The 21681-nt window shown below is 71.5% G+C and carries 23 protein-coding genes and 1 CRISPR repeat array; of the genes, 12 read left to right on the top strand and 11 right to left on the bottom strand.

All coding sequences use genetic code 11. The features are described 5' to 3' along the window. Nucleotides 1-58: 58 nt before the first annotated feature. Nucleotides 59-547 carry a glutathione peroxidase gene (locus K1J57_RS16025; protein ID WP_220565245.1) on the top strand — a complete coding sequence of 163 codons (489 nt, stop codon included), beginning with the start codon at nucleotides 59-61 and terminating at the stop codon, nucleotides 545-547. Nucleotides 548-719: 172 nt separating this feature from the next. Further along, a complete protein-coding gene (locus K1J57_RS16020; protein WP_220565244.1) occupies nucleotides 720-1688 on the top strand; it encodes an NAD(P)-dependent alcohol dehydrogenase in 969 nt (322 codons plus the stop codon). 123 nt (nucleotides 1689-1811) lie between these two features. Here K1J57_RS16020 and K1J57_RS16015 read toward each other — a convergent pair whose 3' ends face one another. Both K1J57_RS16015 and K1J57_RS16010 read right to left on the bottom strand, forming a co-directional pair. After that, the gene (locus K1J57_RS16015) at nucleotides 1812-2984 is read right to left on the bottom strand and encodes a DNA-binding protein (RefSeq protein WP_220565243.1); all 1173 of its coding nucleotides are present in this window, start codon (nucleotides 2982-2984) and stop codon (nucleotides 1812-1814) included. Nucleotides 2985-3027: 43 nt separating this feature from the next. Next, on the bottom strand, nucleotides 3028-3972 hold the full coding sequence (locus K1J57_RS16010) for an SDR family oxidoreductase (RefSeq protein WP_220565242.1): 945 nt from the start codon (nucleotides 3970-3972) through the stop codon (nucleotides 3028-3030). A gap of 304 nt (nucleotides 3973-4276) precedes the next feature. Between K1J57_RS16010 and K1J57_RS16005 the strand changes: the two genes are divergently transcribed. Further along, nucleotides 4277-5116 (top strand): helix-turn-helix transcriptional regulator, encoded by an 840-nt coding sequence (locus tag K1J57_RS16005; protein ID WP_220565241.1) that lies wholly within the window; start codon nucleotides 4277-4279, stop codon nucleotides 5114-5116. Between the two features lie 240 nt (nucleotides 5117-5356). Here K1J57_RS16005 and soxR read toward each other — a convergent pair whose 3' ends face one another. Both soxR and K1J57_RS15995 read right to left on the bottom strand, forming a co-directional pair. Continuing rightward, the gene (gene soxR / locus K1J57_RS16000) at nucleotides 5357-5818 is read right to left on the bottom strand and encodes a redox-sensitive transcriptional activator SoxR (RefSeq protein ID WP_220565240.1); all 462 of its coding nucleotides are present in this window, start codon (nucleotides 5816-5818) and stop codon (nucleotides 5357-5359) included. 43 nt (nucleotides 5819-5861) lie between these two features. Then, entirely contained in the window at nucleotides 5862-7364 is a 1503-nt protein-coding gene (locus K1J57_RS15995; protein WP_220565239.1) for an MFS transporter, read from the bottom strand. Nucleotides 7365-7719: 355 nt separating this feature from the next. Between K1J57_RS15995 and K1J57_RS15990 the strand changes: the two genes are divergently transcribed. Continuing rightward, nucleotides 7720-7950: a hypothetical protein gene (locus K1J57_RS15990; RefSeq protein WP_220565238.1), complete on the top strand. Its 231-nt coding sequence runs from the start codon at nucleotides 7720-7722 to the stop codon at nucleotides 7948-7950. A gap of 194 nt (nucleotides 7951-8144) precedes the next feature. Here the strand turns inward: K1J57_RS15990 and K1J57_RS15985 are convergent, their stop codons facing one another. From K1J57_RS15985 to K1J57_RS15975, 3 genes are all read right to left on the bottom strand, one after another. Next, nucleotides 8145-8966, bottom strand: coding sequence for a MerR family transcriptional regulator (locus tag K1J57_RS15985; RefSeq protein WP_220565237.1), 822 nt, complete (start codon nucleotides 8964-8966; stop codon nucleotides 8145-8147). A gap of 218 nt (nucleotides 8967-9184) precedes the next feature. Then, nucleotides 9185-9667: a hypothetical protein gene (locus tag K1J57_RS15980; RefSeq protein WP_220565236.1), complete on the bottom strand. Its 483-nt coding sequence runs from the start codon at nucleotides 9665-9667 to the stop codon at nucleotides 9185-9187. Beyond that, nucleotides 9664-11160 carry a helix-turn-helix transcriptional regulator gene (locus K1J57_RS15975; protein ID WP_220565235.1) on the bottom strand — a complete coding sequence of 499 codons (1497 nt, stop codon included), beginning with the start codon at nucleotides 11158-11160 and terminating at the stop codon, nucleotides 9664-9666. The genes K1J57_RS15980 and K1J57_RS15975 overlap by 4 nt, the downstream gene beginning before the upstream one ends. Nucleotides 11161-11516: 356 nt before the next feature. Here K1J57_RS15975 and K1J57_RS15970 point away from each other — a divergent pair, with 356 nt between their 5' ends. The 4 genes from K1J57_RS15970 to K1J57_RS15955 all read left to right on the top strand — a co-directional run bounded on the left by K1J57_RS15970 (nucleotide 11517) and on the right by K1J57_RS15955 (nucleotide 15082). After that, on the top strand, nucleotides 11517-12197 hold the full coding sequence (locus K1J57_RS15970) for a hypothetical protein (RefSeq protein ID WP_220565234.1): 681 nt from the start codon (nucleotides 11517-11519) through the stop codon (nucleotides 12195-12197). A gap of 47 nt (nucleotides 12198-12244) precedes the next feature. Beyond that, nucleotides 12245-13462 (top strand): UDP-N-acetylglucosamine 1-carboxyvinyltransferase, encoded by a 1218-nt coding sequence (locus K1J57_RS15965; RefSeq protein ID WP_255647085.1) that lies wholly within the window; start codon nucleotides 12245-12247, stop codon nucleotides 13460-13462. Then, entirely contained in the window at nucleotides 13459-14502 is a 1044-nt protein-coding gene (locus tag K1J57_RS15960) for a serine hydrolase (protein WP_220565232.1), read from the top strand. Before K1J57_RS15965 ends, K1J57_RS15960 begins: the two co-directional genes overlap by 4 nt. A gap of 88 nt (nucleotides 14503-14590) precedes the next feature. Next, the gene (locus K1J57_RS15955; protein WP_255647084.1) at nucleotides 14591-15082 is read left to right on the top strand and encodes a GNAT family N-acetyltransferase; all 492 of its coding nucleotides are present in this window, start codon (nucleotides 14591-14593) and stop codon (nucleotides 15080-15082) included. A gap of 174 nt (nucleotides 15083-15256) precedes the next feature. Here the strand turns inward: K1J57_RS15955 and K1J57_RS15950 are convergent, their stop codons facing one another. Continuing rightward, nucleotides 15257-16138, bottom strand: a complete 882-nt coding sequence (locus tag K1J57_RS15950) for a S9 family peptidase (protein ID WP_220565230.1) — start codon at nucleotides 16136-16138, stop codon at nucleotides 15257-15259. Nucleotides 16139-16789: 651 nt separating this feature from the next. Between K1J57_RS15950 and K1J57_RS15945 the strand changes: the two genes are divergently transcribed. Together K1J57_RS15945 and K1J57_RS15940 are read left to right on the top strand one after the other, a co-directional pair. Then, nucleotides 16790-17443: a bifunctional 2-polyprenyl-6-hydroxyphenol methylase/3-demethylubiquinol 3-O-methyltransferase UbiG gene (locus K1J57_RS15945; protein ID WP_220565229.1), complete on the top strand. Its 654-nt coding sequence runs from the start codon at nucleotides 16790-16792 to the stop codon at nucleotides 17441-17443. Nucleotides 17444-17606: 163 nt separating this feature from the next. Beyond that, nucleotides 17607-18032: a VOC family protein gene (locus K1J57_RS15940; RefSeq protein WP_220565228.1), complete on the top strand. Its 426-nt coding sequence runs from the start codon at nucleotides 17607-17609 to the stop codon at nucleotides 18030-18032. Between the two features lie 74 nt (nucleotides 18033-18106). Continuing rightward, nucleotides 18107-19042: a CRISPR direct-repeat array (repeat unit 29 nt; unit sequence CGGTCCATCCCCGCGTGCGCGGGGCTCAC). Between the two features lie 121 nt (nucleotides 19043-19163). Here the strand turns inward: K1J57_RS15940 and K1J57_RS15935 are convergent. Genes K1J57_RS15935 through K1J57_RS15925 form a run of 3 tightly spaced genes read right to left on the bottom strand, consistent with a single transcriptional unit; the run spans nucleotide 19164 to nucleotide 20304 of the window. Then, a complete protein-coding gene (locus K1J57_RS15935; RefSeq protein ID WP_220565947.1) occupies nucleotides 19164-19481 on the bottom strand; it encodes a hypothetical protein in 318 nt (105 codons plus the stop codon). Further along, a complete protein-coding gene (locus tag K1J57_RS15930; RefSeq protein WP_220565227.1) occupies nucleotides 19478-19738 on the bottom strand; it encodes a hypothetical protein in 261 nt (86 codons plus the stop codon). The genes K1J57_RS15935 and K1J57_RS15930 overlap by 4 nt, the downstream gene beginning before the upstream one ends. Continuing rightward, the gene (locus tag K1J57_RS15925) at nucleotides 19738-20304 is read right to left on the bottom strand and encodes a hypothetical protein (protein WP_220565946.1); all 567 of its coding nucleotides are present in this window, start codon (nucleotides 20302-20304) and stop codon (nucleotides 19738-19740) included. The genes K1J57_RS15930 and K1J57_RS15925 overlap by 1 nt, the downstream gene beginning before the upstream one ends. Nucleotides 20305-20664: 360 nt before the next feature. On the opposite strand from K1J57_RS15925, the gene K1J57_RS15920 reads away from it, so the two are divergent. Both K1J57_RS15920 and K1J57_RS15915 read left to right on the top strand, forming a co-directional pair. After that, a complete protein-coding gene (locus K1J57_RS15920; RefSeq protein WP_255647083.1) occupies nucleotides 20665-21480 on the top strand; it encodes a helix-turn-helix transcriptional regulator in 816 nt (271 codons plus the stop codon). Continuing rightward, the gene (locus K1J57_RS15915; RefSeq protein ID WP_220565225.1) at nucleotides 21473-21646 is read left to right on the top strand and encodes a DUF397 domain-containing protein; all 174 of its coding nucleotides are present in this window, start codon (nucleotides 21473-21475) and stop codon (nucleotides 21644-21646) included. Before K1J57_RS15920 ends, K1J57_RS15915 begins: the two co-directional genes overlap by 8 nt. Nucleotides 21647-21681 lie beyond the last annotated feature (35 nt).

The following is a 21681-nucleotide window of genomic DNA, read 5'->3' as shown; positions in this document are numbered from 1 at the left end:
CCGGAGCCGGGGTGAGAAGGTGTCCGACAACGGAGAAACCCGCGGAGCAAGGAGTGACATGTCCGTTTTCGATGTAGAGATCGGCGCCCTCGACGGCGGTTCCGCCGACCTGTCCCAGTACCGGGGCCGGGCCGTGCTGGTCGTCAACGTCGCGTCCCGGTGCGGGCTGACGCCGCAGTACGCGGCCCTGGAGAACCTGCAGAAGCAGTACGGGGAGCGCGGGTTCACCGTGCTCGGGGTCCCCTGCAACCAGTTCATGGGCCAGGAGCCGGGCACCTCCGAGGAGATCGCGCAGTTCTGCTCGACCACCTACGGCGTCACCTTCCCGATGACGGAGAAGGTCGACGTGAACGGCGACGGGCGGCACCCCCTGTACGGGGAGCTGGTCTCCGCGGCCGACGCCGAGGGCCACACCGGCGATATCCGGTGGAACTTCGAGAAGTTCCTCATCGCGCCGGACGGCACCGTCGCCGCGCGCTTCGCGCCGCAGACGGAGCCGGAGTCCGAGGACGTCGTCAAGGCCGTCGAGGCCGTGCTGCCCGCCTGAGCGCCGCACCCCGCCCGGCCACGGTTCCGCCGCCGTCTCGACGCCGGAGCCGTGGCGGGCGAGGCGGCGGAACCGCCGTCCGGGGCGGGCCCCGTGGCCGGAGCCGTGGCCACTTCCGGCATCCGGCCCCGACCCCCTGGAACAGCCGGGGCCGCCCCGGTAGCGTCGTGCCATGAGAGCCGCGGTGCACGATCGGTACGGTCCCCCCGACGTGGTGCGGATCGGGGAGGTCCCCGCCCCGGAACCCGGTGACGGCGACCTGCTGGTCCGCGTGCACGCGACCGCGGTGAACCGGACGGACTGCGCCTACCGTGCCGCCCGTCCCTTCTTCGTTCGCGGCTTCACCGGCCTGACGCGTCCGCGCCGACGCGTGCTGGGGACGGAGTACGCGGGGGTGGTCGAGGAGGTCGGGGCGTCGGTCACCGGCTTCTCCCCCGGCGACCGCGTCTTCGGATACAACGAGGGGGCCTTCGGCGCCCACGCGGAGTACCTGGCGGTCCCCGCCTCGGGGATGGTCGCGGAGATCCCGGACGGGGTGCCCTTCGCCACGGCGGCCTGTGCGACCGAGGGCGCGCACTACGCGCTGGCGGCGGCCCGCTGGCTCCGCGTCGTGGAGGGCGAGCGGGTGCTCGTCCACGGGGCGACGGGGGCGATCGGGTCGGCCGCGGTGCAGCTGCTGAAGGCCCTGGGTGCCGAGGTGACCGCGACGGCTCCGACCGCGCACGTGGAAACGGTCCGGAACCTGGGCGCGGACCGGGTCGTCGACTTCGAGACCGAGGACTTCACCGCGGGCGGTCGGACCTACGACGTCGTCCTCGACGCGGTCGGCAAGAGCACGTACGGGCGGTGCCGGCAGCTGCTCACTCCCCGGGGCCGGTTCGCGTCGTCCGACGTGGGCCCGTACTGGCAGAACGCGGTGCTGGCGCTGACGACCCCCTGGCTGCCGGGGCGGACGGTGCGGTTCCCGGTCCCCTCGGAGGACCAGGAGATGGCCCGGTGGTTCGCGGACCTGTTGGCGACCGGGCGGTTCCGGCCGCTGATCGACCGGCACTACCCGCTGGAACGGATCGTGGAGGCGTACCGGTTCGTGGAGACGGGGCGCAAGCTCGGGAACGTCGTGATCGACGTCGTGGAGCCGTGAACAGGGCGGTCGGCCCGCCCGGAGAAGGGCCGCCACGGGGAGTGGCGTAGGGGAAGGACCCGCCACGGAAAGGCCTGTTGCGGAAAGCCGGGTCTCGGCGGATCCCGGTGGCGGGAGCGACGCCTAGGAACTCGGGGTGTTCGGGGCCTTCCCTTCTGGTGCGCACCGAGAGTCCTCGCGCCGAGGGTTTTCGCGCAAGGGGTTCTCACGTAGGGCGACCTCGCGCAGGGAGGCGGCGAGGCCGTGGGCGGTGTCGCGCAGGCTCGGCCGCCGGGTGGCGCCGTCCAGCCGACGGGCCGCCTCGGCGAGCATCCGTTCGACGCGCGTCGAGGCCACCTCCCCCAGGCGCGGCAGCACCTCCTGGACCAGCACCTCCTCGGCCTCGCTCCAGGCCCGCGCGCGGGCCAGCGCCCACAGCAGGCTCGCGTGGGCGACGAACACGGCGCGCGCGTACCCCGGGCGGTCGGTGGCGGCGGCGAACCGCTCGACGGCCCCGGCCCGGTCCCCGGTGTCGGCGTGGATCATGGCGTGGTGCCAGGCGATCTCCGCCTCGTTCACCCACCAGGACCAGGCCGGGTCCCCATCCCGCGGCCCGTCCAGGTGGCGGCTGTGCGTCAGGCGGATCAGGTCCAGGGCGCGCATCCGTTCGCCCAGCTGGCCCGCGGCCCGCGCCGCCCGCAGTGTGAACAGGGTGCGCACGCTGCCCCGGGTCTGCGGCGTCACCGCGTCGCAGATGTCCGCGGCCTCGGCCGGCCGGTGGACGTGCACGTCCTGCATGGCGAGCTGGGCGAGCGCGAAGTGCTCCATCGAACGGTCCCCGGCGGCGCGCGCCAGCCGCAGCGCCTCCAGGCTCATCCGCCGGGAGAGGTGCTGGTGCTCGGCGTCGTAGGCGATCCAGCCGGCGACCTGATGGGCCTCGGCCACGGCGGCGAGCAGGTCCCGGTCGGCTCCGGATCCGGATCCGGTCCTCGGACCGGGTTCGGGGCCGTGGCCGGGGTCGAAGTCGGGCCCGGGTCCGGGTGCGGTCCCGGCACCGGTTCCGGACCTGGCTCCGATCCACGACCGAGCCCCGGCCCGGACCTCGTCCCCGGCCCCTGACCCGACGCGCACCGCACGGCGTGCGGCCGCGGCCGCCGAGGCGGCGGCCGGGACCAGGTGCCGGGCGCCGGTGCGGGTGTCCAGGGCGATGAGGCGGGCGGTGGCGGCGCGTGTCCTCGCCGCCGGGTCCCGGTCGTCCTCTCCCTGGGGGGACGACCGGTGACCTCCGCTGCGGCAGGGGTTCGGGTAGGGGGCCATGCCCCCATTGTCCCCGGGCGCCCCTCGCCCCTCCCGCCGGCGGTCAGACCGCGGGGATCCCGGTCCGGGTGAGCCGTTCGGAGACCTCCCAGACCCGCTCGGCCTCCTGCGGGCTGCGCAGGGGCGGGTAGAGCCTCTGTGCGGCGGGCCGTCCGCCGAGGTTCCCGGGACCGCTGGGGCCGTAGAGCACGGCGGGCTCGGCCGCGGGGTCGGTCGCGGCCATGAGCGCGGGGAGCTTCGCGGTCTCGACGGTGCCGACGAGGATGCCGCGGGCGGACAGGAACCGGATCAGGCGCACGCCCAGGGTGTCCCGGTCGCGGCCGACCTCGGGGCGCGCGGCGAGCAGGCTGGTCGGGGCGACGCCGGGGTGGGACAGGTTGCTGGTGATGCCCCACCCGTGGATCCGGCTGCGCCGCTCCAGTTCCAGGCCGAAGAGCCCGAACGCGATCTTCGACTGGGCGTAGGCGCGCATGCCGTCGTACGAGCGCTCCCAGTTCAGATCGTCCCAGTTGATGGCGCCCCGCCTCGCGGCCACGCTGATCTGCGAGGTGACGCGGGCGCGGCCGGCGCGCAGCAGGGGGAGGAGGTGGCCGACGAGCGCGAAGTGGCCGAGGTGGTTGGTGCCGAACTGGAGCTCGAAGCCGTCCGCCGTGGTCTGCCGGTCGGGCGGGGTCATCACGCCCGCGTTGTTGATGAGGATGTGGATCGGCCGACCCTCGCCGCGGAGCGTCTCCCCGAGGGCGGCGACCGAGTCGAGCGAGGACAGGTCGAGGGAGCGCAGGGAGACCCGGGCGTCCGGGTTGTCGCGGCGGATCCTGGCGACGGCGTCCTCGCCCTTGCGGGTGTTGCGGACGGGCAGGAGGACCTCCGCGCCGGCCGCGGCCAGGCGTTCGGCCATTCCCAGTCCCATGCCGTCGCTCGCCCCGGTGACGAGGGCGAGCTTCCCGGTCAGGTCGGGCACGGTGATGTCGATGGTTCGGCGGGGCATGGTTCGGCTCCTCGGGTCGTGATGGTTCCACGATCGGCGAAGTCGGAGGCCTCATCCAGGGACTCCCGATCCGGGGCTCACGCGGTCGCACCCCGAACGTAAGGGGGGATCGGCGATCCGTTGTCGGAGGCGCGCGGGAACGGTAGACACGGGAGAAGACCCTGGTGAGGCCGTGGTGAGGCCACGGCGGGGTTCCGGCGGCGGATCCCCGGAGGCTCCGGGGCCCGGGCCCCGATCATGGACATCGGATCCCGGCAGGCCGGAGCCCCGGATCCCCGAACCCCTGGCAGGAAGAAGGCGTGCCGTGATCGATCGCACCGGACTGGCGGAGTTCCTCCGGAACCGGCGGGAGGCGCTGCAACCCGAGGACGTCGGCATGCTGCGGGGGCGGCGGCGGAGGACCAAGGGGCTGCGGCGCGAGGAGGTCGCGGCGCTGTGCCACATGTCGACCGACTACTACTCGCGGCTCGAACAGGAGCGCGGGCCGCAGCCGTCGCACCAGATGCTCGCCTCGATCGCCCAGGGGCTGCACCTGTCGCTGGACGAGCGGGACCACCTGTTCCGCCTGGCCGGGCACAACCCGCCCGCGCGCGGGTCGGTCAGCGAGCACGTCAGCCCCGGCCTGCTGCGGATCCTGGACCGGTTGGAGGACACGCCCGCGGAGGTCGTCACCGAGCTCGGGGAGACGCTGCGGCAGAGCCCGATGGGGGTGGCGCTGACCGGGGACACGACCCGGTTCACGGGGCCCGAACGCAGTATCGGGTACCGGTGGTTCACCGACCCGGGGTCGCGACTGCTGTACGCGCCGGAGGAGCACGGGTTCCTCTCCCGCATGTACGCCTCGGGGCTGCGCCAGATCCTCACCCTGCGGGGGCCGGACTCGCAGGCCGCCCACCTCGCGGAGCTGCTGCTGGAGCGGAGCGAGGAGTTCCGGCGGGTGTGGGAGGAGCACGAGGTGGGGGTGCGGCCGCACGACGTGAAGCACTTCGTCCACCCGGAGGTCGGCGCCCTGGAGCTGCACTGCCAAAGGCTGATCGACCCGGGCCAGTCGCACTCGCTGCTGGTCTACACGGCCGTCCCGGGCAGTGAGAGCCACGAGAAGCTCCGGCTGCTGTCGGTCATCGGGGCGCAGGCGCTGGGCTGAGGGGGCCGGCCAAGGAGAACCGGGTGGGAACCGGGGATCGGTGCGCGGGGCCGGTCGGCGGCCTCCCGCCGAACCTGGAGGGGCGGCACCACCGCCGATCCGAAGGACGGGGTCGGCCGCGGCTCTGCCCCAAAGGCCGGGGCCGCCGGAAAGCACGTCCGCGGCCCGCGAACGGCCCGCGAGCACGGCACGCCTCCCGCTGTCGGCGGCGGGCCCGCCCGAAGCCGGACCCCGGCCGGGCTAGGGGGTGGTGTCGGGCTGTTGGAGGCGTACCGGACCGGTGCCGCGGCCGCCGAGGGCGTCGTCGGGGTTGAGGAGCAGACATGCCTTCATCGACAGGCAGCCGCAGCCGATGCAGCCGGTGAGTTCCTGTTCAAGCCTCTCGATGACACGGCGGCGCTCCTCCAGCTGCTTCTTCCAGCGCCGGGAGACCCGCTGCCAGTCCTTGTGGGTGGGGGCGCGGTCGACAGGGAGGCCGGCGAAGACCTCGGCGACGTCCGACAGGGGGATGCGGAGTCTCTTGGCCACGATGACCAAGGAGATCCGGCGGAGCATGTGCCGGGGGAAGACGCGCTGGTTGGCGCCGCCGCGCTCACTGAAGATCAGGCCCTTGCGTTCGTAGAAGTGCAGGGCGGAGGCGGACACACCGGTCCGGCGGATGACCTCACCGATCGTGAGGTGGTCGTCTGGGCCGACGTGCACCGCCTCGCTCCTCTCCGTGCTCGGGGTCCTGGTGCTCAGGCGTTCAGCTTGCCCGGTGGGACACCGTGGCACGGCTGTAGACCAGTGCGGCCACGGTGACCGACAGGGCGAGGCAGAGCAGGCCGACGCCGAGCTGGGTCAGCTGCCAGGACCAGGTGAAGGCTTCCAGTTCCACCGCCTCCGCTCCGTCGGTGAGGCGTCCGGCGCCGACCTCGGCGGCGCGGTCCGCGTCATCGAGCCTGGCCGACAGGAGACCGACGAGAGAAGCACTGTACGCGGCGATCACGAGGGCCTCGGCCGCTCCCCGCAGGGTGTTGAGGAAACCGGCCGCCGTACCGACGGCGTCGGGGTCGACCAGCGCCATGGCCTGGCCGTCGGTGATACCGAAGGACGCCCCCATACCGATGCCGATCAGCACGAGCGGGGCTGCCACGACGGCGACCGCGTCCTCGGCCTCCAGGGTCACCAGCCACAGGTTCCCGGCCACGACCAGCAGCAGGGCGACCATGATCAGCGCACGGGCCGGAACCCCCCTGTTCACCAGCCCCACCGCGGCCATGGGCACGACGAGCACGGGAGCGGTCAGCAACAGCATCGCGACCCCTGCGGCCGCAGGGGACAGGTCCGCCGCCGCCTGCAGGTAGGTGGGCAGGAAGACCAGGACGCCCAGGAACCCGATGGAGGTGGTCAGGGTCGCCAGACTCCACCCCAGGAATCCGCGGTTGGCGACCAGGGCGGGTGCCAGCACCGGAGCGGCACTGTGCCGCTGAACGATGCCGAACACGACCAGGGCGGCCAGGCCCCCGATGCCGGTCACGAGGACGGCCGGGTGGGTCCAGCCGAGCGCGGATGCCTCCAGCAGCGCGAACATCAACAGCGTCAGCGCGGCCACGAACAGGACACCGCCCACACGGTCGGTCCGTTCGGAAGCGGCCGCGCGGGACTCCCGGACACGGGTCCCGCCCACGGCGACCAGCAGTCCGATCACGGTGAAGGCCGCGAAGCCTCCCCGCCACCCCATGGCGCTGATCAGCAGTCCCGACAAGGTGGGGCCGATCGCGATACCGAGCCCGGCCATGGTGCCCATCAGAGCGAAAGCGCGGTTGCGGGCGGCCCCCTCGTACGTGGAGGCCAGGACGGCGCCGCCCGCCGCCATGATCCCCGCGCCTCCGACACCGGAGACGACGCGGAAAACGTCGACGGCCACGATCATCGGGCTCAGTGCCGTCCCGAGGAAGCCGACCGAGAACACCAGCGCCGAGACGACGAAGACCCGCCGCCGTCCGACCCGGTCGGCGGTCGACCCCGCGATGAGCGTCATGGCGGCGAAGGCCAGGTTGTAACCGGCGACGACCCAGTTCAACGGAGAACCGGAGGTATCGAGGTCACGGCCGATGCTCGGGAGTGCCACCGCCGTTCCCGAGATGGACATCGCCACCAGGACGACGCCGACCAGGACCACCGGAAGCGTCAATCGGGACGGCCGGTCCGCCGGCCCCGGGTGCGGTGCGGCCCCCGTGACCGCTCCGCCTGTGCTGTTCGCCATGACCGTTCGCTCTCCCTGGTTCCGAAGCAGACGGCGAACACCTCATCAGCTCAACTGCTGTTGAGGTCAAATTCCCTGGTCAGAGCCGGTTTTCACGCAGAGGCCGAGGCGGGCCGGGTGTGAGGGGCCGGTCGGATGACGGCGGGAACGGGCGCCGCCCCGTCGGAAGCGGTCGGCGTCGCCGGGCTCGTCACCGGCACGGAGACCGTCGGCGGGGCGGACCGCTCGGGGCGCTTGAGGCGCTCGAGGCGCTCGAGGCGCTCGAACGGCCCGGCCACGACCGGTCACATCGCCGGTCACGCCGGTGTGCACCACGGAATCCTCGGCCAGGGCGGATCCGATAGGTTCGCTCGTTATGAGCGGTATTGGGAAGTGGGGCCTGGGCCTGGGGATCGGGTTCATGGTCGTGGCGGTGCTCTCCAGGATGCTGGACCTGATCCCGGTCACGGTGATCACCGGGCTCCTGGGACTGATGGGGCTCGGAATCGCCGGGTACGACGCGGTCTACGAGTGGACGGCACGGGCCGACCTGCGCCGGCGGGGCGCCAGGGCCGCGGCCCGCAGGAACGGGACCGAGGGCCGCTGAGGCGGACCGGCGCGGGTTCCCCTCCGGGGCACCGGACCGTCGCGGGAAGCCCCGGAGGGCGGGGTCGGGCGGCGGGGCGCGCTACGGCCCCGGCCACCCGACCCCGTGCCCGGTCCCGGCCCTGGTCCGGGCGGGACCAGGCGGAACCGGGCGGGACCGGGCCGGACGGGATCGGACGGTCCGGGAACGACCGGTCAGGCCCGGGTCACCGGTGCCTGGAGTTCGGTCACCCAGTCGTCGCGGTCCTCGGGGCACTCCAGGTTGATCTCGCGGGGGTGCCCGGCGGGCCGGTAGCCGTTGGCGTCGATCCAGTGGGCCAGGGCCTGGGCGGTGGGGAGCACGGCGTCCATCGAGCCGCGGTGCACGATGGTCGCCGCCTGGTCCAGGGACGGCAGGTCGAGGACCCGGAAGTCGCCGTCCCGGAGAGGCGCGGAGACCTGGACGGCGGCGTGGACGGTGATCCGGCCGCCGCCCTCGGGAGCGTCCTCGTAGTAGGCGATGCCGGGGCCCGTGGGGGCGATGCCGGCCGCGTCCAGGAGCCGGAACAGCTCGTCGTAGAGCGGCCCGATGACGGGGCCGATGTCCTCGGGCCCGAAGCTCGCGGCGGTCGCGGTCAGCTCCGCCACTCGGACGGCGGGGACGTTCTTGATGACGACGTCGTTGGTGGGCATGTGCCCCTCGCTCTCGATCGCTCGGAGCCTCGCCTCGACCTGGAGCAGCCGGGCCTGCGCGGAAGTCCTCGCGGTCTCCAGGTCGGCCCGCCGCAGCCGCAGCATGCCGCGCAGTTCGTCGGCGCCGACCTTCTCGTCCACGATCTCCCGGACCTGCTGGAGGGTGAATCCGAGGTCCTTGAGCGCGATGATCCGGTTGAGGCGGGAGAGCTGGGCGGCGGTGTAGTAGCGGTAGCCGCTGGCGGGGTCGACGTGGGCCGGGCGCAGGAGTCCTGTCGCGTCGTAGTGACGCAGCATGCGGACCGAGACGCAGCCGTGCCGGGCGAAATCTCCGATGGTGAACATGGTGTCTCCGAGTCGACCGCCTGACACGGTGTGAGGGTCAAGACCCTACCCAGAGGCCGCCGGATCGAAGGAAGCACGGGAGGCCACCGGTCCGGTCCCCATCGAGGGGACGGGACAGGACACCGGGATCCCGGCGCGGCTGTCACCGGAACCGCTACCGCCCCAGAACCGAAAGGGCCGCTCCACCTCGGGGAGCGGCCGTTCTGCGCCGGAACGGATCACTCGCGCCGAGTGCCGTCCGGCCAGACGACGTCGACCGGGACTCCCCGGTCACGAGCGGCCGCGACCGCGTCCCCGGTACCGCCCTTGCCGTCGGAGGGCCGGCCGTCCCAGACTGCGACGAGACGGTCGATCCCGCTCAGGACCGCTTCGTTCGCGTCCTCGTAGGCTTCTCGCCCCGCTGTCTTGTGCGGCATGTAGCGGACCAGCGTCGAGCGCATCAGAAGGTCGTCGAACCGGTCGAGATCGTGAGGCTTCACCTTCGCCTCGCGGTAGTCGACCGAGGGAAGCACGACTTCCAGCTTCCCGCCGGTCTCCAGAACGACTTCGGCGAAGATCTGGTCGGCCCCTCGGGCGAGGCAGGAGAGGCCGACCAGGTCTCCGTCACTGTACGGCGCGAGCACCTCGGCGAGGGCCTTGCGCACGAGGGGAACGCTGTCGGCCGTCAGATTGGAGTGACCGGTGATCCCGATCCGTGTCATGCCGTCTCCTTCGAGGTCGAGGGTTCGGCCAGCAGGGTATTCGACAACTCCTCGCGGACCCCTGCCACAGCGGGCTCCCGGTGGAAGGCTGCGGCTTCGCGATGCCAGTCGTGCAGGCGTCGGCGTACCCGTCCCGACCCGAGGTCACGTTCGATACCGGCGGCCTGGGCGACGACCCGCGCGGCCTCCTCGGGCTCTCCGAGAACGAGGTAGGTCCGTCCCAGGCCGACCAGGTCGAACGCCCGGTTGCGCCTCTTCTCCGGATCACGCAGCCGAAGGGCCTGGGCGATGTAGTCGGCCGACGATCGCGCGTACTCGGTCCGCGCCACCTTGTCGTCCTGCCCGAGGGCGAGATCCCGGTACCGCGCACCGACGACCCCGAGCAGCTCGGCACGGTCGAAGTTGCGCGCCCAGCTCGGAAGCTCATCGGCGTCCCCTTCTTCCAGGAGCTCCTCGGCCTGGGCGACGGACCGTGTGTAGGCCGCTGCGCGCCCCATGCCGGCGTAGGACCACCCCTCCCGGGTGCGGAGCATCGCCAGCACCGTTGACGGCGCTTTGTGCGCCTGGGCACTGTCCAAGGCGATCCGGGAGATGTCGAGGGCATCGCGAGGGTTCTTCGTGTCCAGCATCTGGCGCGCCATGTCGGCCAGGACTCCGACACCGTACAGCTTGTGTTCCGGGCCGGCCTGGTGGATCGCCCGCAGCGAGAGCATGTAGTACTTCTGCGCGGTCGGATGATCGCCTGCGTCGTAGGACATGGACGCGGCTATCTTCGACAGCTCGGCCATGACGACGAAGAGGCGCGCCTGGACCGATGCCGACTGAGTGGTCTCGGCGAGTTCGGAGACCTCGGAGAGCTGGCCGACGACGGCCTTGCGACGGATCCCCAGGCGCCAGCGGTCGTCCCAGTGCCGTAGCGCCACGGTCGCGGCCTCGATCCGCCGAAGCTCGCTTTCCCCGAGCCTCCCCTTGCCGCGGTCGAGGATGCCCCTGGGCGGCAGCAACCAGTGTTCGAAAGTCTCGGTGAGCGCCGCACCGACGACGAGTGCGCCACCGACGACAAGAGCCTCTCTGCGTTTCATCAGGTCCTTCAACGTGATCTCGGCGATGTCCTCAACTGTTCTCGGCGCCGACCATAGATCACCTGTTGCCGCAGTCGACGCACCGGATCGGGAGTTGCCGCCGATATATGCGGACCGGGCGTCGGCGAGCCCGATCATGCAACGGGCATCGTTCGGCATTTCGAGGCCGTCCGCTACTCGCTGCCAACTCTGGAGCGTCGTCATCCGCTGCCGGCCCGACATGATCCGACTGACGTGCGGCTGCGCAAGGTCGACGGCCGCTCCGATCGCCTGCTGGCTCGCGCCGCAGTACTGCCGGACGAGGCGGAACAGGGCTCCGGCATCGTGATCCTCCAAGGCGTGCAGGACCTCGGCGCGAGACCAGAAGCACAGGGGGATCGAGAGGCGTTCCGAAAGGTGGGGGCCGCTCATTCATACCGCCGTCGTATATCGCCGGGAGATTCCTCAACCACTGCCGATCGACGTTACATCGCCTTGTGCCACCGCACACGAAAACGGTCGCCCGGCAAAGAAGCGACAAGCCGCCGGTTCCGATCGTGCTCGCACCCTGTCGCTCGTCCACGGGCCTCAGGAGAAGTGCACGAACAGCCCGATCGCAATGAATTCACACAGTTCACAGGAAAGGGGAAAGTCGCAGGCACCCACGTTGAGGCGGTGAGCGCCGGTGCCTTCGGGGTCCAGCCACCCGCCCCCGCCCCCGCGCGCTCGACGGCGGCCACGGAAACCGGGCTCGCCGGCCCACCCACCGACTCCCTCCGGAGGAACGAATGGCCCCTCAGCAGGACAGCGGACAGTTCCTCGACCTCTCCTACTACTGCGACACCGCCGGTGTGCCGCTCCCCTTCCCGCTTCCCACGACCGTCTTCGAGGTCAAGTCCGCGCTGACCGACTGGCTCACCACCGCCCGCCGATCGCTGGCCGGCGCCATCCATCCCCGGGCCGAGGTCGACGGTGCCGTGATCGTCGAACCCGGCGCGACCGTCGACGCCGGAGCCGTCATCACCGGCCCCGCGCTGATCTGTCGGGGCGCTTACATCGGTCGCGGCCTGGTTCGCGATCACACGGTGATCGGGCCCGGGAGCAGGATCGGCTACGCCTGCGAGATCACCCGAAGCCTCATCCTGGCCGACACACGCGCCATGCACTTCGTGTTCATCGGGGACTCGATCGTCGGCAGCCAGGTCAACGTCGGTTCCTCCTCCGTTCTGGCGAACCTGCGGGTCGACCGGCCCGTCGTCGAGCCGGCCGTCGACGAACTGTCCATCACCATCGCGGGCACCCGCGTAGGGACCGGTCAGACGAAGTTCGGTGCGGTCCTGGGCGACCGTGTGCAACTGCCCGCGCTGACCTCTGTCGCTCCGGGGACGCTGATCGGACCGGACGTGACCATCTACCCGACCGACCAGCTCGGCGGCCTGTACCCCTCTCAAGCGCGGGTGAGGTCATGACCCATCTCCGTATTCGAGGCGGCCGTCCCCTGGCAGGGGTCGTCCGCGTGCAGGGATCGAAGAACGTCTTCCTGCACCTGGCCTCGGCCGCGCTGCTGTCCGCCCACCCGGTTCGACTGCACAACGTCCCCAGGATCACCGATACCGGGGTGGTCGCCGACATCATCGGGGCCGCCGGTGCCCAGGTCTCGTTTGACGGCGCCGGCATGGACGTGCACGCGGCCGACGTCACGAGCGGCGTCATCCCGCCAGACCTCGGCGGCATGATCCGCCCGACCGCCTGTTTCGGCGCCGCGCTACTCGCCCGGACCGGGCGCGCGGTCTTCCCGATGCCGGGCGGCGATGCCTTCGCCGTGCGCCGTATCGACCTCCACCTGGAAGCCATGCGTGCTGCGGGCGCCGAGGTCCGCACGGCCAACGGGATCGTCTCCGCCCGGATCCGGACCGGGCTGTGCGGGTTCTCCTTCGACTGCACGACACCGGGCGGCTTCGGTCCGAGTCTCGGTGCGACCGTGACGGCCCTGCTGCTGGCCGCCTCGGCCCGGGGCGAGTCACGAGTGGTGTCTCCGAGCGGGGAGCCCGAGGTGCACGCGACGGCGGAGCTGCTGCGCCGTATGGGGGTACCGATCGAAGCGGAGAACGGTGTCCTGCTCGTCGAGGGACGCGACCGGCTCGCCCCCGCGGCCGCACGCGTGCCCGCCGACCGGATGGCCGCGGGCACGCTGCTGCTGGCCGGGGCGATCACCAACGGCCGCGTCGAGGTCGAAGACCCCACCCTCGACAGCCTGCCCCGGGGGTTCGTCGACACCCTCGCCGACGTGGGCCTGAAGCTCACCCGAGGCATCGGCACCATACGCACCACACCTTCCGACCTGCACCCGGTCACCGTCGAGACCGGCGTTCACCCCGGCTACCCGACCGATCTGCAGCCCCAACTCGTCGCGCTGCTGACCCAGACCCCGGGAACCTCCCGGGTGCTGGAACGGATCTACGCCCAACGCGCCACCCATGTCCCCGGTCTGGTCGCCCTCGGCGCCGATGTGACCGCACGCGGGCAGGAACTCACGATCACCGGGCGGTCCCGGCTGCGCGGCACTACGGTGCACGGTGACGACATCAGAGCCGCGACCGCCCTCGTCCTGGCCGCCCTGGCGGCCAGGGGTACCACCCGCGTCTACGGTGTGCGCCATCTGCGCCGCGGATACGAGGACCTGGCCGACACCCTCGGCGCGCTGGGCGCCGACATCACCGAGGAGGACCATTGACCGAAACGCCCACCGCGCGATCATCCGTGTGGGCGGACACGGCGCTGGCGACCATGCGCGGAGCACTCGACCGCATGGTGGGCGATCGCCGGACCCCGGGCGGGATCATCGCCGCCGGAACGGTGGGAACCACCCCGGGCTACGCCGTCTCGGGCACGGTGTCGCCGGGCGGCACCATCGCCCCGGAGCCTTCGACGCTGTACGACGTGGCGAGCCTGACGAAGGTCGTCGCAACCTGGCCGCTTTTCGGTGACGCCGCGTCCCGGGCCCTGGTCGACCTCGACGCGCCGGTGTCCGGATACTTCCCGGGGTTCGCGGAGGGTGAGGGTGGTTCCGTAACACCGCGGGAGATCCTCACGCACACCTCGGGCCTGATGCCGGCCACCCGGCTCGATCTGTACTCGGGCGAGGCCCGGGACGTCGCCGAGGCGATCCTGTCCGAGCCGCTCGACTCGCCGGGGAGGCACCGGTACATCAACCGCGGGTTCATCCTGCTCGGTCTGCTGCTAGCCCGGGCCGAAGGCCGACCCCTGTACGACCTCCTCGACGAGTTCGCCCACCGTCTCGGGCTCGCGGGGTTCCAGTACGGGCCGCTTCCGCGCGGAGAGCATGTCGCCCCGACCGAGCAACGCCTGGTCGGCGGATACCCGGTGCACGGGGTCGTGCACGACGAGAACGCGCACACGTTGGGCGGGGTCGCCGGTCACGCGGGCGTGTTCGCTTCGGCCGGAGCCCTCGCCGAATTCGCGCGGCTCCTGCTGGCCGCGCACGACGGCAAGGGCGGCCTGTCGGCTCTGTCCGGGTACATCGGCGAGTCATGGCGTCCGGCGACGCGGGTGAACGCATCGACGAGCCGGGGCCTGGCCTGGCTGCTCTCGGATGGAGGGTTGGTGTATCACCACGGGTTCACCGGCACGAGCCTGTACCTCGACCCGAACGCGGGTCGGTACATGGTGGTGTTGACCAATGCCATCGCCTACGGACGCGAACGGCTCGGCCTGCCAGAGCTGCGCAGGCTCGCGGCCGACCAGTTCGCGTGACCTGAGGAACGATGAGGGCGCCCCGCACCGGGAAACACGTGCGGGGCAGAGAAGTGTCGGTCATTCGGTGGGATGACCTTGGAGAGGGATGTCCCTAGAGAGTTCTGCACAGCCAGCCGTCAACCACCCATCATCGGTCCATCCCGACGTGGGCCGGGCGCAGGAGCCCTGTCGCGTCGTAGTGACGCAGCATGCGGACCGAGAGGAAGGCACGGGGGCGCGGGTGGCCGTCGACCGCGCCTCCGACGGCGCGTTCATCGGCTGGTGCGGCCTGACCGGCTGGAACCCGGACTTCCGCAGCGCCTCCCTGGGCTACATCTTCGACGCCGACGTGTGGGGTCACGGCTACGCCACGGAGACCGCGCACGCCGTCCTGCGATGGGCGTTCGACACCCTGGACCTGAACCGTGTCCAGGCGGAGGCCGACACCCGCAACGCAGCATCCGCCCGGGTCCTGAAGAAGCTCGGCTTCGTCCACGAAGGCACCCTCCGCGAGGACTGCGTCGTCAACGGCGACGTCTCCGACTCCTGGGTGTTCGGCCTCCTCCGCCGCGAGTGGCGCCCGGCGGCCGACCGGTAGGACCGGGACCTGCCCGCCTTTCGTCCGCCCCCGACGAGGTGACCGTGGGCCGCTCACCCCACCGATCCGGGTCGGCCGCGCCCACGGTCCCTTCCAGATCGCCGCCGACCGCAGCCGGACCGACCGTCATGGCGCCCGGCGAACCCTGAAAGTGTTCGTCCGGGCGCCACGCCATCACTCCGTTTCGAACTGTGCAGGCCTGGTCTTCGCCACCGCAGGACCACCGGCGCTCAGGCCATCGAAGCCCCGGAGGAACCACCGGGTCAGGACCTCGTCGACCGCCACTGCGGCGGGCGACTGGGGAACCGGTTCCAGGCCGGGCTCATCTGCCAGCGGGTGGGCCAGGCCCGGCACGGTGGCCAGTTCGATGTCGCAGGGATGCGCGTACCGCTCGCGCAGCACCCCGACCAGGGAGAGCGCGTCCTCACGCAGCGCCGGGTGGTCGTTCTCGCCGCTGACCAGCAGCAACGGCGGCTCCCCCGTGAGGCTTTCGGCGCGGCCGACGAAGTCCAGTTCGTCTGCGACTCTGCGGGATTCAGCGGTCCAACCGTAGGGTTGGCCGAGCCCGGTCGCGAGAAGTTCGACGGCCGCGCTCACCCGTACGGCCGGGTTGACGAGCGCGACCGCCCCGATCGGACTCGGCGGCGCTGTGAGCACCCGCAGAGCCACCGCCCCGCCGAGTGACGCACCGAGGATGCTGATCGGCTGGTCATCGATCGGGAGCTGACGGCGCAGCTCGGCCAGCGCGGCCGGGAACTCCTCGACCGCCTGGTGAACGATCGGACCGAGGTACGCCAGGAGTATGTCCTCGCGTGCGAGTTCAAGGTGTCTGTCCAGGCGGCCGTCGACCATACGCGAGCCGCACAGCGGCAGGCCCAGGTGTACTCGCCAGGCGGGGACACCGGCCATGGGCAGCGCCGCCGCGAAAGCCGCGTTCGTGCGCGGTGCGTCCAGCATGTGCCAGGTCACGATCAACGGCGCACGGCCGGTGTTCCCCCCGGACGGGGGGAGGGCCGTGAACGGCACGCCTGCGGCTGTGCCGGTGATCGCATCCATACGCACTCCTACGGCTTTCAGGGGCTGGGGCCTCCACCGTAGGGGGCTGTACCGAGCGGAAATGTCCTTTCTGCTGCGGGCAGACGTCCGGGTCCGAACCAGCAGGACCCAGCCGAATCGGGGGCGGGCCGGAGGAGTCGTTCCAGGACCGCCTGCATCACCGCTGGGACAGCGGTCGCACACCGCCTGCCCGAATGGTGATCGGGGGAAGCCCGCGCGCACCCGGTCGGCAACACCCCACCGCAACGGATCGCAGCGTCGCCCGCTCTACGTGCAGGCGGCTTCGCCCGCATGCTCGGCGGCGCCCGCAGACGGCCCGACCGCCTTCCCGTGCGCCGTGACCGGTCCCGCCACCGCGGTGTCGGTCGCGCTGCGCCCGCGCGAAGCACCGAGGTCGACCAGGCGCGCCGCCCGGTGCGCTCGGGGCTCACTCAGGCATGTCTCTGCCCGACCTCTTGTCCGAGGGTCCATCCCCGTATGTGCGGGGCTCACAGCTACGTAGTCCAGGTGCTCGCCTGGATCGTCTTGCGCTTGGTTGTACAAGGCCACGGTCTCCGGGGTGTCGGCCTTTTCCGCTGTTCCCCTGCCGTCACGACCGTGGCGTGGCTACCGTGGTGCGGGTCCTGTCACCGAAGCCGCAAGGACCACACCATGGCCGACCCGACCACGGACATTCCCGGCTACTGGGACCGGTACATCCAGGGCGTCACCCGGCAAGGGCCGGAGGAGGCCCCGATCCTGGAGTGGACCCAGTACCCGGGGCACGGGCCCGGAGCCGAACTGCTCGGTGAACCCTCCACGGCCCTGGAACTGGGATTCGGTCGGGGCGACGCGGTCGCCGCGCTGGCCTCCCTCGGCGTGAAGGCCGCAGGCGTAGACATGTCCCCGGTGGCCGTGCGCACCGCACAGCAGCGGTGGGAGCACCTGGGTGCGGAGTTCCACCATGCGGACGTGACCGAGTTCCTGGGCGGCACCGCCCGGAAGTGGGAGGCGGTCTACTCGATCTGGGGCGCGGCGTGGTTCACCGACCCCGCGGTGCTGTTCCCCCTCGTCCATGACCGGTTAGAGCCCGGCGGGAGGTTCGTGTTCTCCCACGCTTCGGCGGTACCGGGGTCGTACGGGGTGCAGGGCATGTACGGGGTCGGGTTCAACGGCCGCCGGGTGTGGGTGTACCGGTGGGCCTACGAACCCGAGGAGTGGGAGAACATCCTCACCGGGCACGGGTTCGGCCAGGTTCGGGTGTGGGAGGAGACGGCACCGGAGGAGGATCACGTGGGCACGGTGATCGGGGTCGCCATCCGGTAGGCGTTCACGGGTCCGGTCGGACCGTTCCCGCGTGCGCGGGGCTCACGGCACGGGGCATGTTGCGGAGATCTTCGGTGTCATCGGCCTGAGGGCGATGAATTCGGGGGCTCGCGGGGGTCGGAAGGGATGGATCCGGAAGACGCACAGAAGGAAGGGAGTGGTCATGGCCGCAAGTGATGGCGGCGCGATCGTGGTGAGTCTGCCGATCGCGGACCGGATGCGGGCGATGGTGTTCTACCGGGAGGTGTTCGGTCTCGCGGCGCTGGGCGAACCGGCCGAGGACGGGGTGCCCGAGCCGTTGCAGTTCGAGATCGGCGAGCGAACGCGGCTGATGCTCATTCCGACGGGAGGGTTCGGGTGGGTCCTGGGCGAAGGCCGGGAGGTCGCACCGCCCCGATCGCACGAGGTGCTGCTGAGTTTCGCGGTCGGCACGCCGAAGGCGGTCGACGAGGTGATCGAACGGGCCCGGCAGGCCGGAGGCAAGATCGTGGCGGCGCCCGAGCAGCAGCCGTGGGGTTATGCCGGTGTCTGCGCCGACCTGGACGGGCATCTGTGGCAGGTGACCGTCGTGGAGGCGGATGGGGTTTGAGGGGTGCGGGGTGGAGGACGCCGGTGCGGCCTCCACCCCGGATGTGCGGGTCACCGGCGCGGCCGGGACTCGCTCGGTCCACCCCCGCGTGCGCGGGGCTCACCGCAGCACCCGCCCTTGAAGATCCGAGCGCTCCGGTCCATCCCCGCGTGCGCGGGGCTCACTTCCCCGGGCACGAGGCCGTCCGCCTGGCCGTCGGTCCATCCCCGCGTGCGCGGGGCTCACGCCCTGTACGAGCAGGCGGAGAAGATCGCGGGCGGTCCATCCCCGCGTGCGCGGGGCTCACTGCTCCACTGCGCGAGCGCCATCGCGGTCCGCCGGTCCATCCCCGCGTGCGCGGGGCTCACGGCCAGCTCGGCGGCAACGAGCTGGGCCCCGCCGGTCCATCCCCGCGTGCGCGGGGCTCACCCATCTAACCCCAGACATGACGGAAGCCCGGGCGGTCCATCCCCGCGTGCGCGGGGCTCACGTCCACCGACCCCTGGTCCCAGTCGAGACCCGCGGTCCATCCCCGCGTGCGCGGGGCTCACCTCTGGGGCGGCCGGCCCGAGGAGGCGGAGCCCGGTCCATCCCCGCGTGCGCGGGGCTCACGAGGACTCCCGCTGCGCGGGCTCCTCCAGATACGGTCCATCCCCGCGTGCGCGGGGCTCACCCCTGGAGACCGAAACCCATGAGTGACCAGACCGGTCCATCCCCGCGTGCGCGGGGCTCACCGGGGATGCCGCCCACTGCGCTGGGAACCGCCCGGTCCATCCCCGCGTGCGCGGGGCTCACGCGATCGCACCCGCGGCCAGGGCCAGGGCGGTCGGTCCATCCCCGCGTGCGCGGGGCTCACGTGCGGCGCCCGTCCGGGCGCACCCACCCCTGCGGTCCATCCCCGCGTGCGCGGGGCTCACTTTCCCGGCCTCGTGCAGCCTGTTGGCCAACGCGGTCCATCCCCGCGTGCGCGGGGCTCACAGTTCGCGACCTGGGAAAACGCGGGACGTTATCCCCGCGTTACCTAGCCTCAGAGGGGCCTGCGGCCTCGTCCACTGTGGCATGTGGCGGCTTGAGTACTCAAGCAGGGCGGCGCACGCGGACGAACGGAGACAGGGGCCGCAGACACGGCACGACCCCTGCCTCAGAGACGAGCTACCGGCGCGGCCGAGACTCGGCACGTGAGGCCGTGTGTCGGCGGAGGCGGTCTTCGAGTTGGGCCGGTGTGGGTTCGACGTGTGTGCGCCAGGAGGCGGCGGGGTCGCGGTGGACCGCGACCCAGAGCGAACCGGTCCAGGCGATGCGGTGGGTGTCGCCCCAGGCGGCGCGCAGGCGGGCAAGAACGGTCCCCGGAGGCTGCCAGGTCCGGCCGTCGAGGTCCTCGTGGTCTCCCGTGTGGTCGGAGTCGAGGACGCAGGTGCGCCGGAACCCGCCGCTGTTCAGCGAGGTCTCCCCGCAGGGCCGCGGGATCACGGCGCGCTCCTCGGGCGCGGGGGCCGGAGGGCGTAGTCGGCCGGGTGCTCCTCCACCGCCGCGTCGAGGATGCCGATGGCCTCGACCGGGTCGCCCGTGGTGCGGACGTGGTCGACCGCCGCGCAGACGGCGGCGATGCGCCGCCCGAGGAGGGAGGCGCGGGCGGCCTCCTCGTCCGGGGTCGCGACGGGCGGCAGGGCCAGGGCGGCCCCGATGGCGTCGAACAGGTCCGTGATGTTGATGTCCCCGACGAGCATCACCGCACCCCCTTGGCCAGGTAGGCGCGGACCGCGAGGGTGAGCGGGGCCAGGTCGCCCGCGGGGTGCGCGACGTAGGCGCGGACCCGGGACGCGCGGCGCCGGATGGCGGGCCGCTGCTCCGGGGTGGAGGCCGGGGGCGGGGCCTCACGTCCGGCCAGGGTGGTGGTCCGCCGGCCGGTGGAAGGCGGTGCCGGGGCCCGGTGGGTGTAGTCCGCCAGGGTCGGGCGGACCGGGGACTCCGGCCGGTGGTGGCGTCCGCGCCCCGGGAGCAGGTGAAGGGGGCTTCCACCGGTCAGGGGACGGGTCCAGCCCACGAGGTCGGGGCGGAGGGGGATCACCCGGCCGGTGGTGGGGCGGCCGGCCCCGGCCGGGCGGGGCGGGGACACATGCGGGGCCGACGCCCGCCGGCCCGGGTGCGGGCGGGTGAACAGTGGGGAGAACTCCGGGGAGAGCAGGTCGCCGCCCGCTCCGCCGTGGTTCAGGGCGAAGGCCGCGCGTGCCTTGCGCCGCACGGCCGTGAGTTCGGCCGGGCGCAGGTGGCGCACCCCTGACCGTCCCCGCACCACCGTGATCGTGGTCGCGTCACCCCTCGGAGGGGCGTGTTCCCCGGCGATACACTGCATTCCGTCTCACCTCGATGGTCATACGTTCGATTTGGGGCACGGCCTCGGCAGGCGCTTCTCACTTCGACTGCCGAGGCTTTTTTATGAATAGCCCCGTAAATACCTTTTGCCCGACAGAGGCTCCCGAGGTCACACGACTCCACTGGGACTCTGCCACGGATCCACCATCCAAGAAGCAGGTTGCAAGCTCAATAGACTGTTCCACCTAGACGAAGGATGGATGAGTTGGTGAATTTCTCTTCCATACCAGTGGAATCCCTGTGTAATCTGTAGATCTCTTGGCGATCCATGGAGGCGAAGGTGAACCGACGAGTCGACCCCAAGTGGAGGACTTTCGGCCGCCAACTGCGGCATCACAGAAATCAGCTCAGCCTGAGGCAGGTGGATGTCGCCCGTGAGATGGGAGTAGTCGGGAGCTATTACTCCGCTTGGGAAACGGGCACCAGGCACGTTGACGAGAAGTACGTCAACAAGTTGGACGAAGTTCTCAAAGCCGCAGGACGCATCGCTGAGGAGTGGGGGAAGCTCCAACGACAGACACAGAATCCCCTGAGGTTCGCAGAGCTTCCGGACCTGGAGGCGGCCGTGACACAACTCAGGGAGTTCCAGCCGTTGGTAGTTCCGGGGCTCGTGCAGACCCCTGACTATGCGCGCGCCATCTTCGAGGACACCTTCCCCGGGATCACCAAAGCCTCAGCGGACAGGCTGGTCGAAGCTCGCATGGAACGCCAGGAGATCCTGGGCAAGGAGCCGCGGCCGCTGATTCTCATGGTCATCACCGAAGCGGTGCTACACCAGCGGGTTGGCGGGTGCGGAAACGGTCTACTGCACGAGCAGCGGCGGCGGCTGCTCCGAGAGGCGGAGGCGGGTAGGGTGCGTCTGCAGATCGTTCCCCATGACACCCCGCACCACTACGGCAACGGCGGTGCGTTCCGCCTCTACACCTTCGCTGATGAGCCCCCGGTGGCCTCCGCCGAGTACATGACCGGTGAGGTCATCATCAATGACACCGATCGGTACCAGGAGTGCGTGACGAACTTCGGCCTCCTCCAAGGTGAGGCGTATCCAGAGGCCCGAAGCCGTCAGCTGATTCGAGAGTTGGTCGACAATGCGTGAACCCCAGTGGCACAAGAGCAGCTACAGCGGCGGCAGCGGCAGCTGCGTGGAGGTCGCGGAGGGGGCCGAGACCCTGGTGCGGGACACACAGAACCGGGAACTGGGGCACCTCGGCTTCGCCGCCGGGGAGTGGACCGCGCTCCTGCGGGTGCTCCCCGCGAACTAGCACCCGGACCGGCCCCACCGAAGACCTTTCGGCGG

Origin of the sequence: Nocardiopsis sp. MT53 (assembly GCF_019598965.1) — a bacterium.
GTDB lineage: Bacteria > Actinomycetota > Actinomycetes > Streptosporangiales > Streptosporangiaceae > Nocardiopsis > Nocardiopsis changdeensis.
This window is presented reverse-complemented; position numbering and strand designations above follow the sequence as displayed.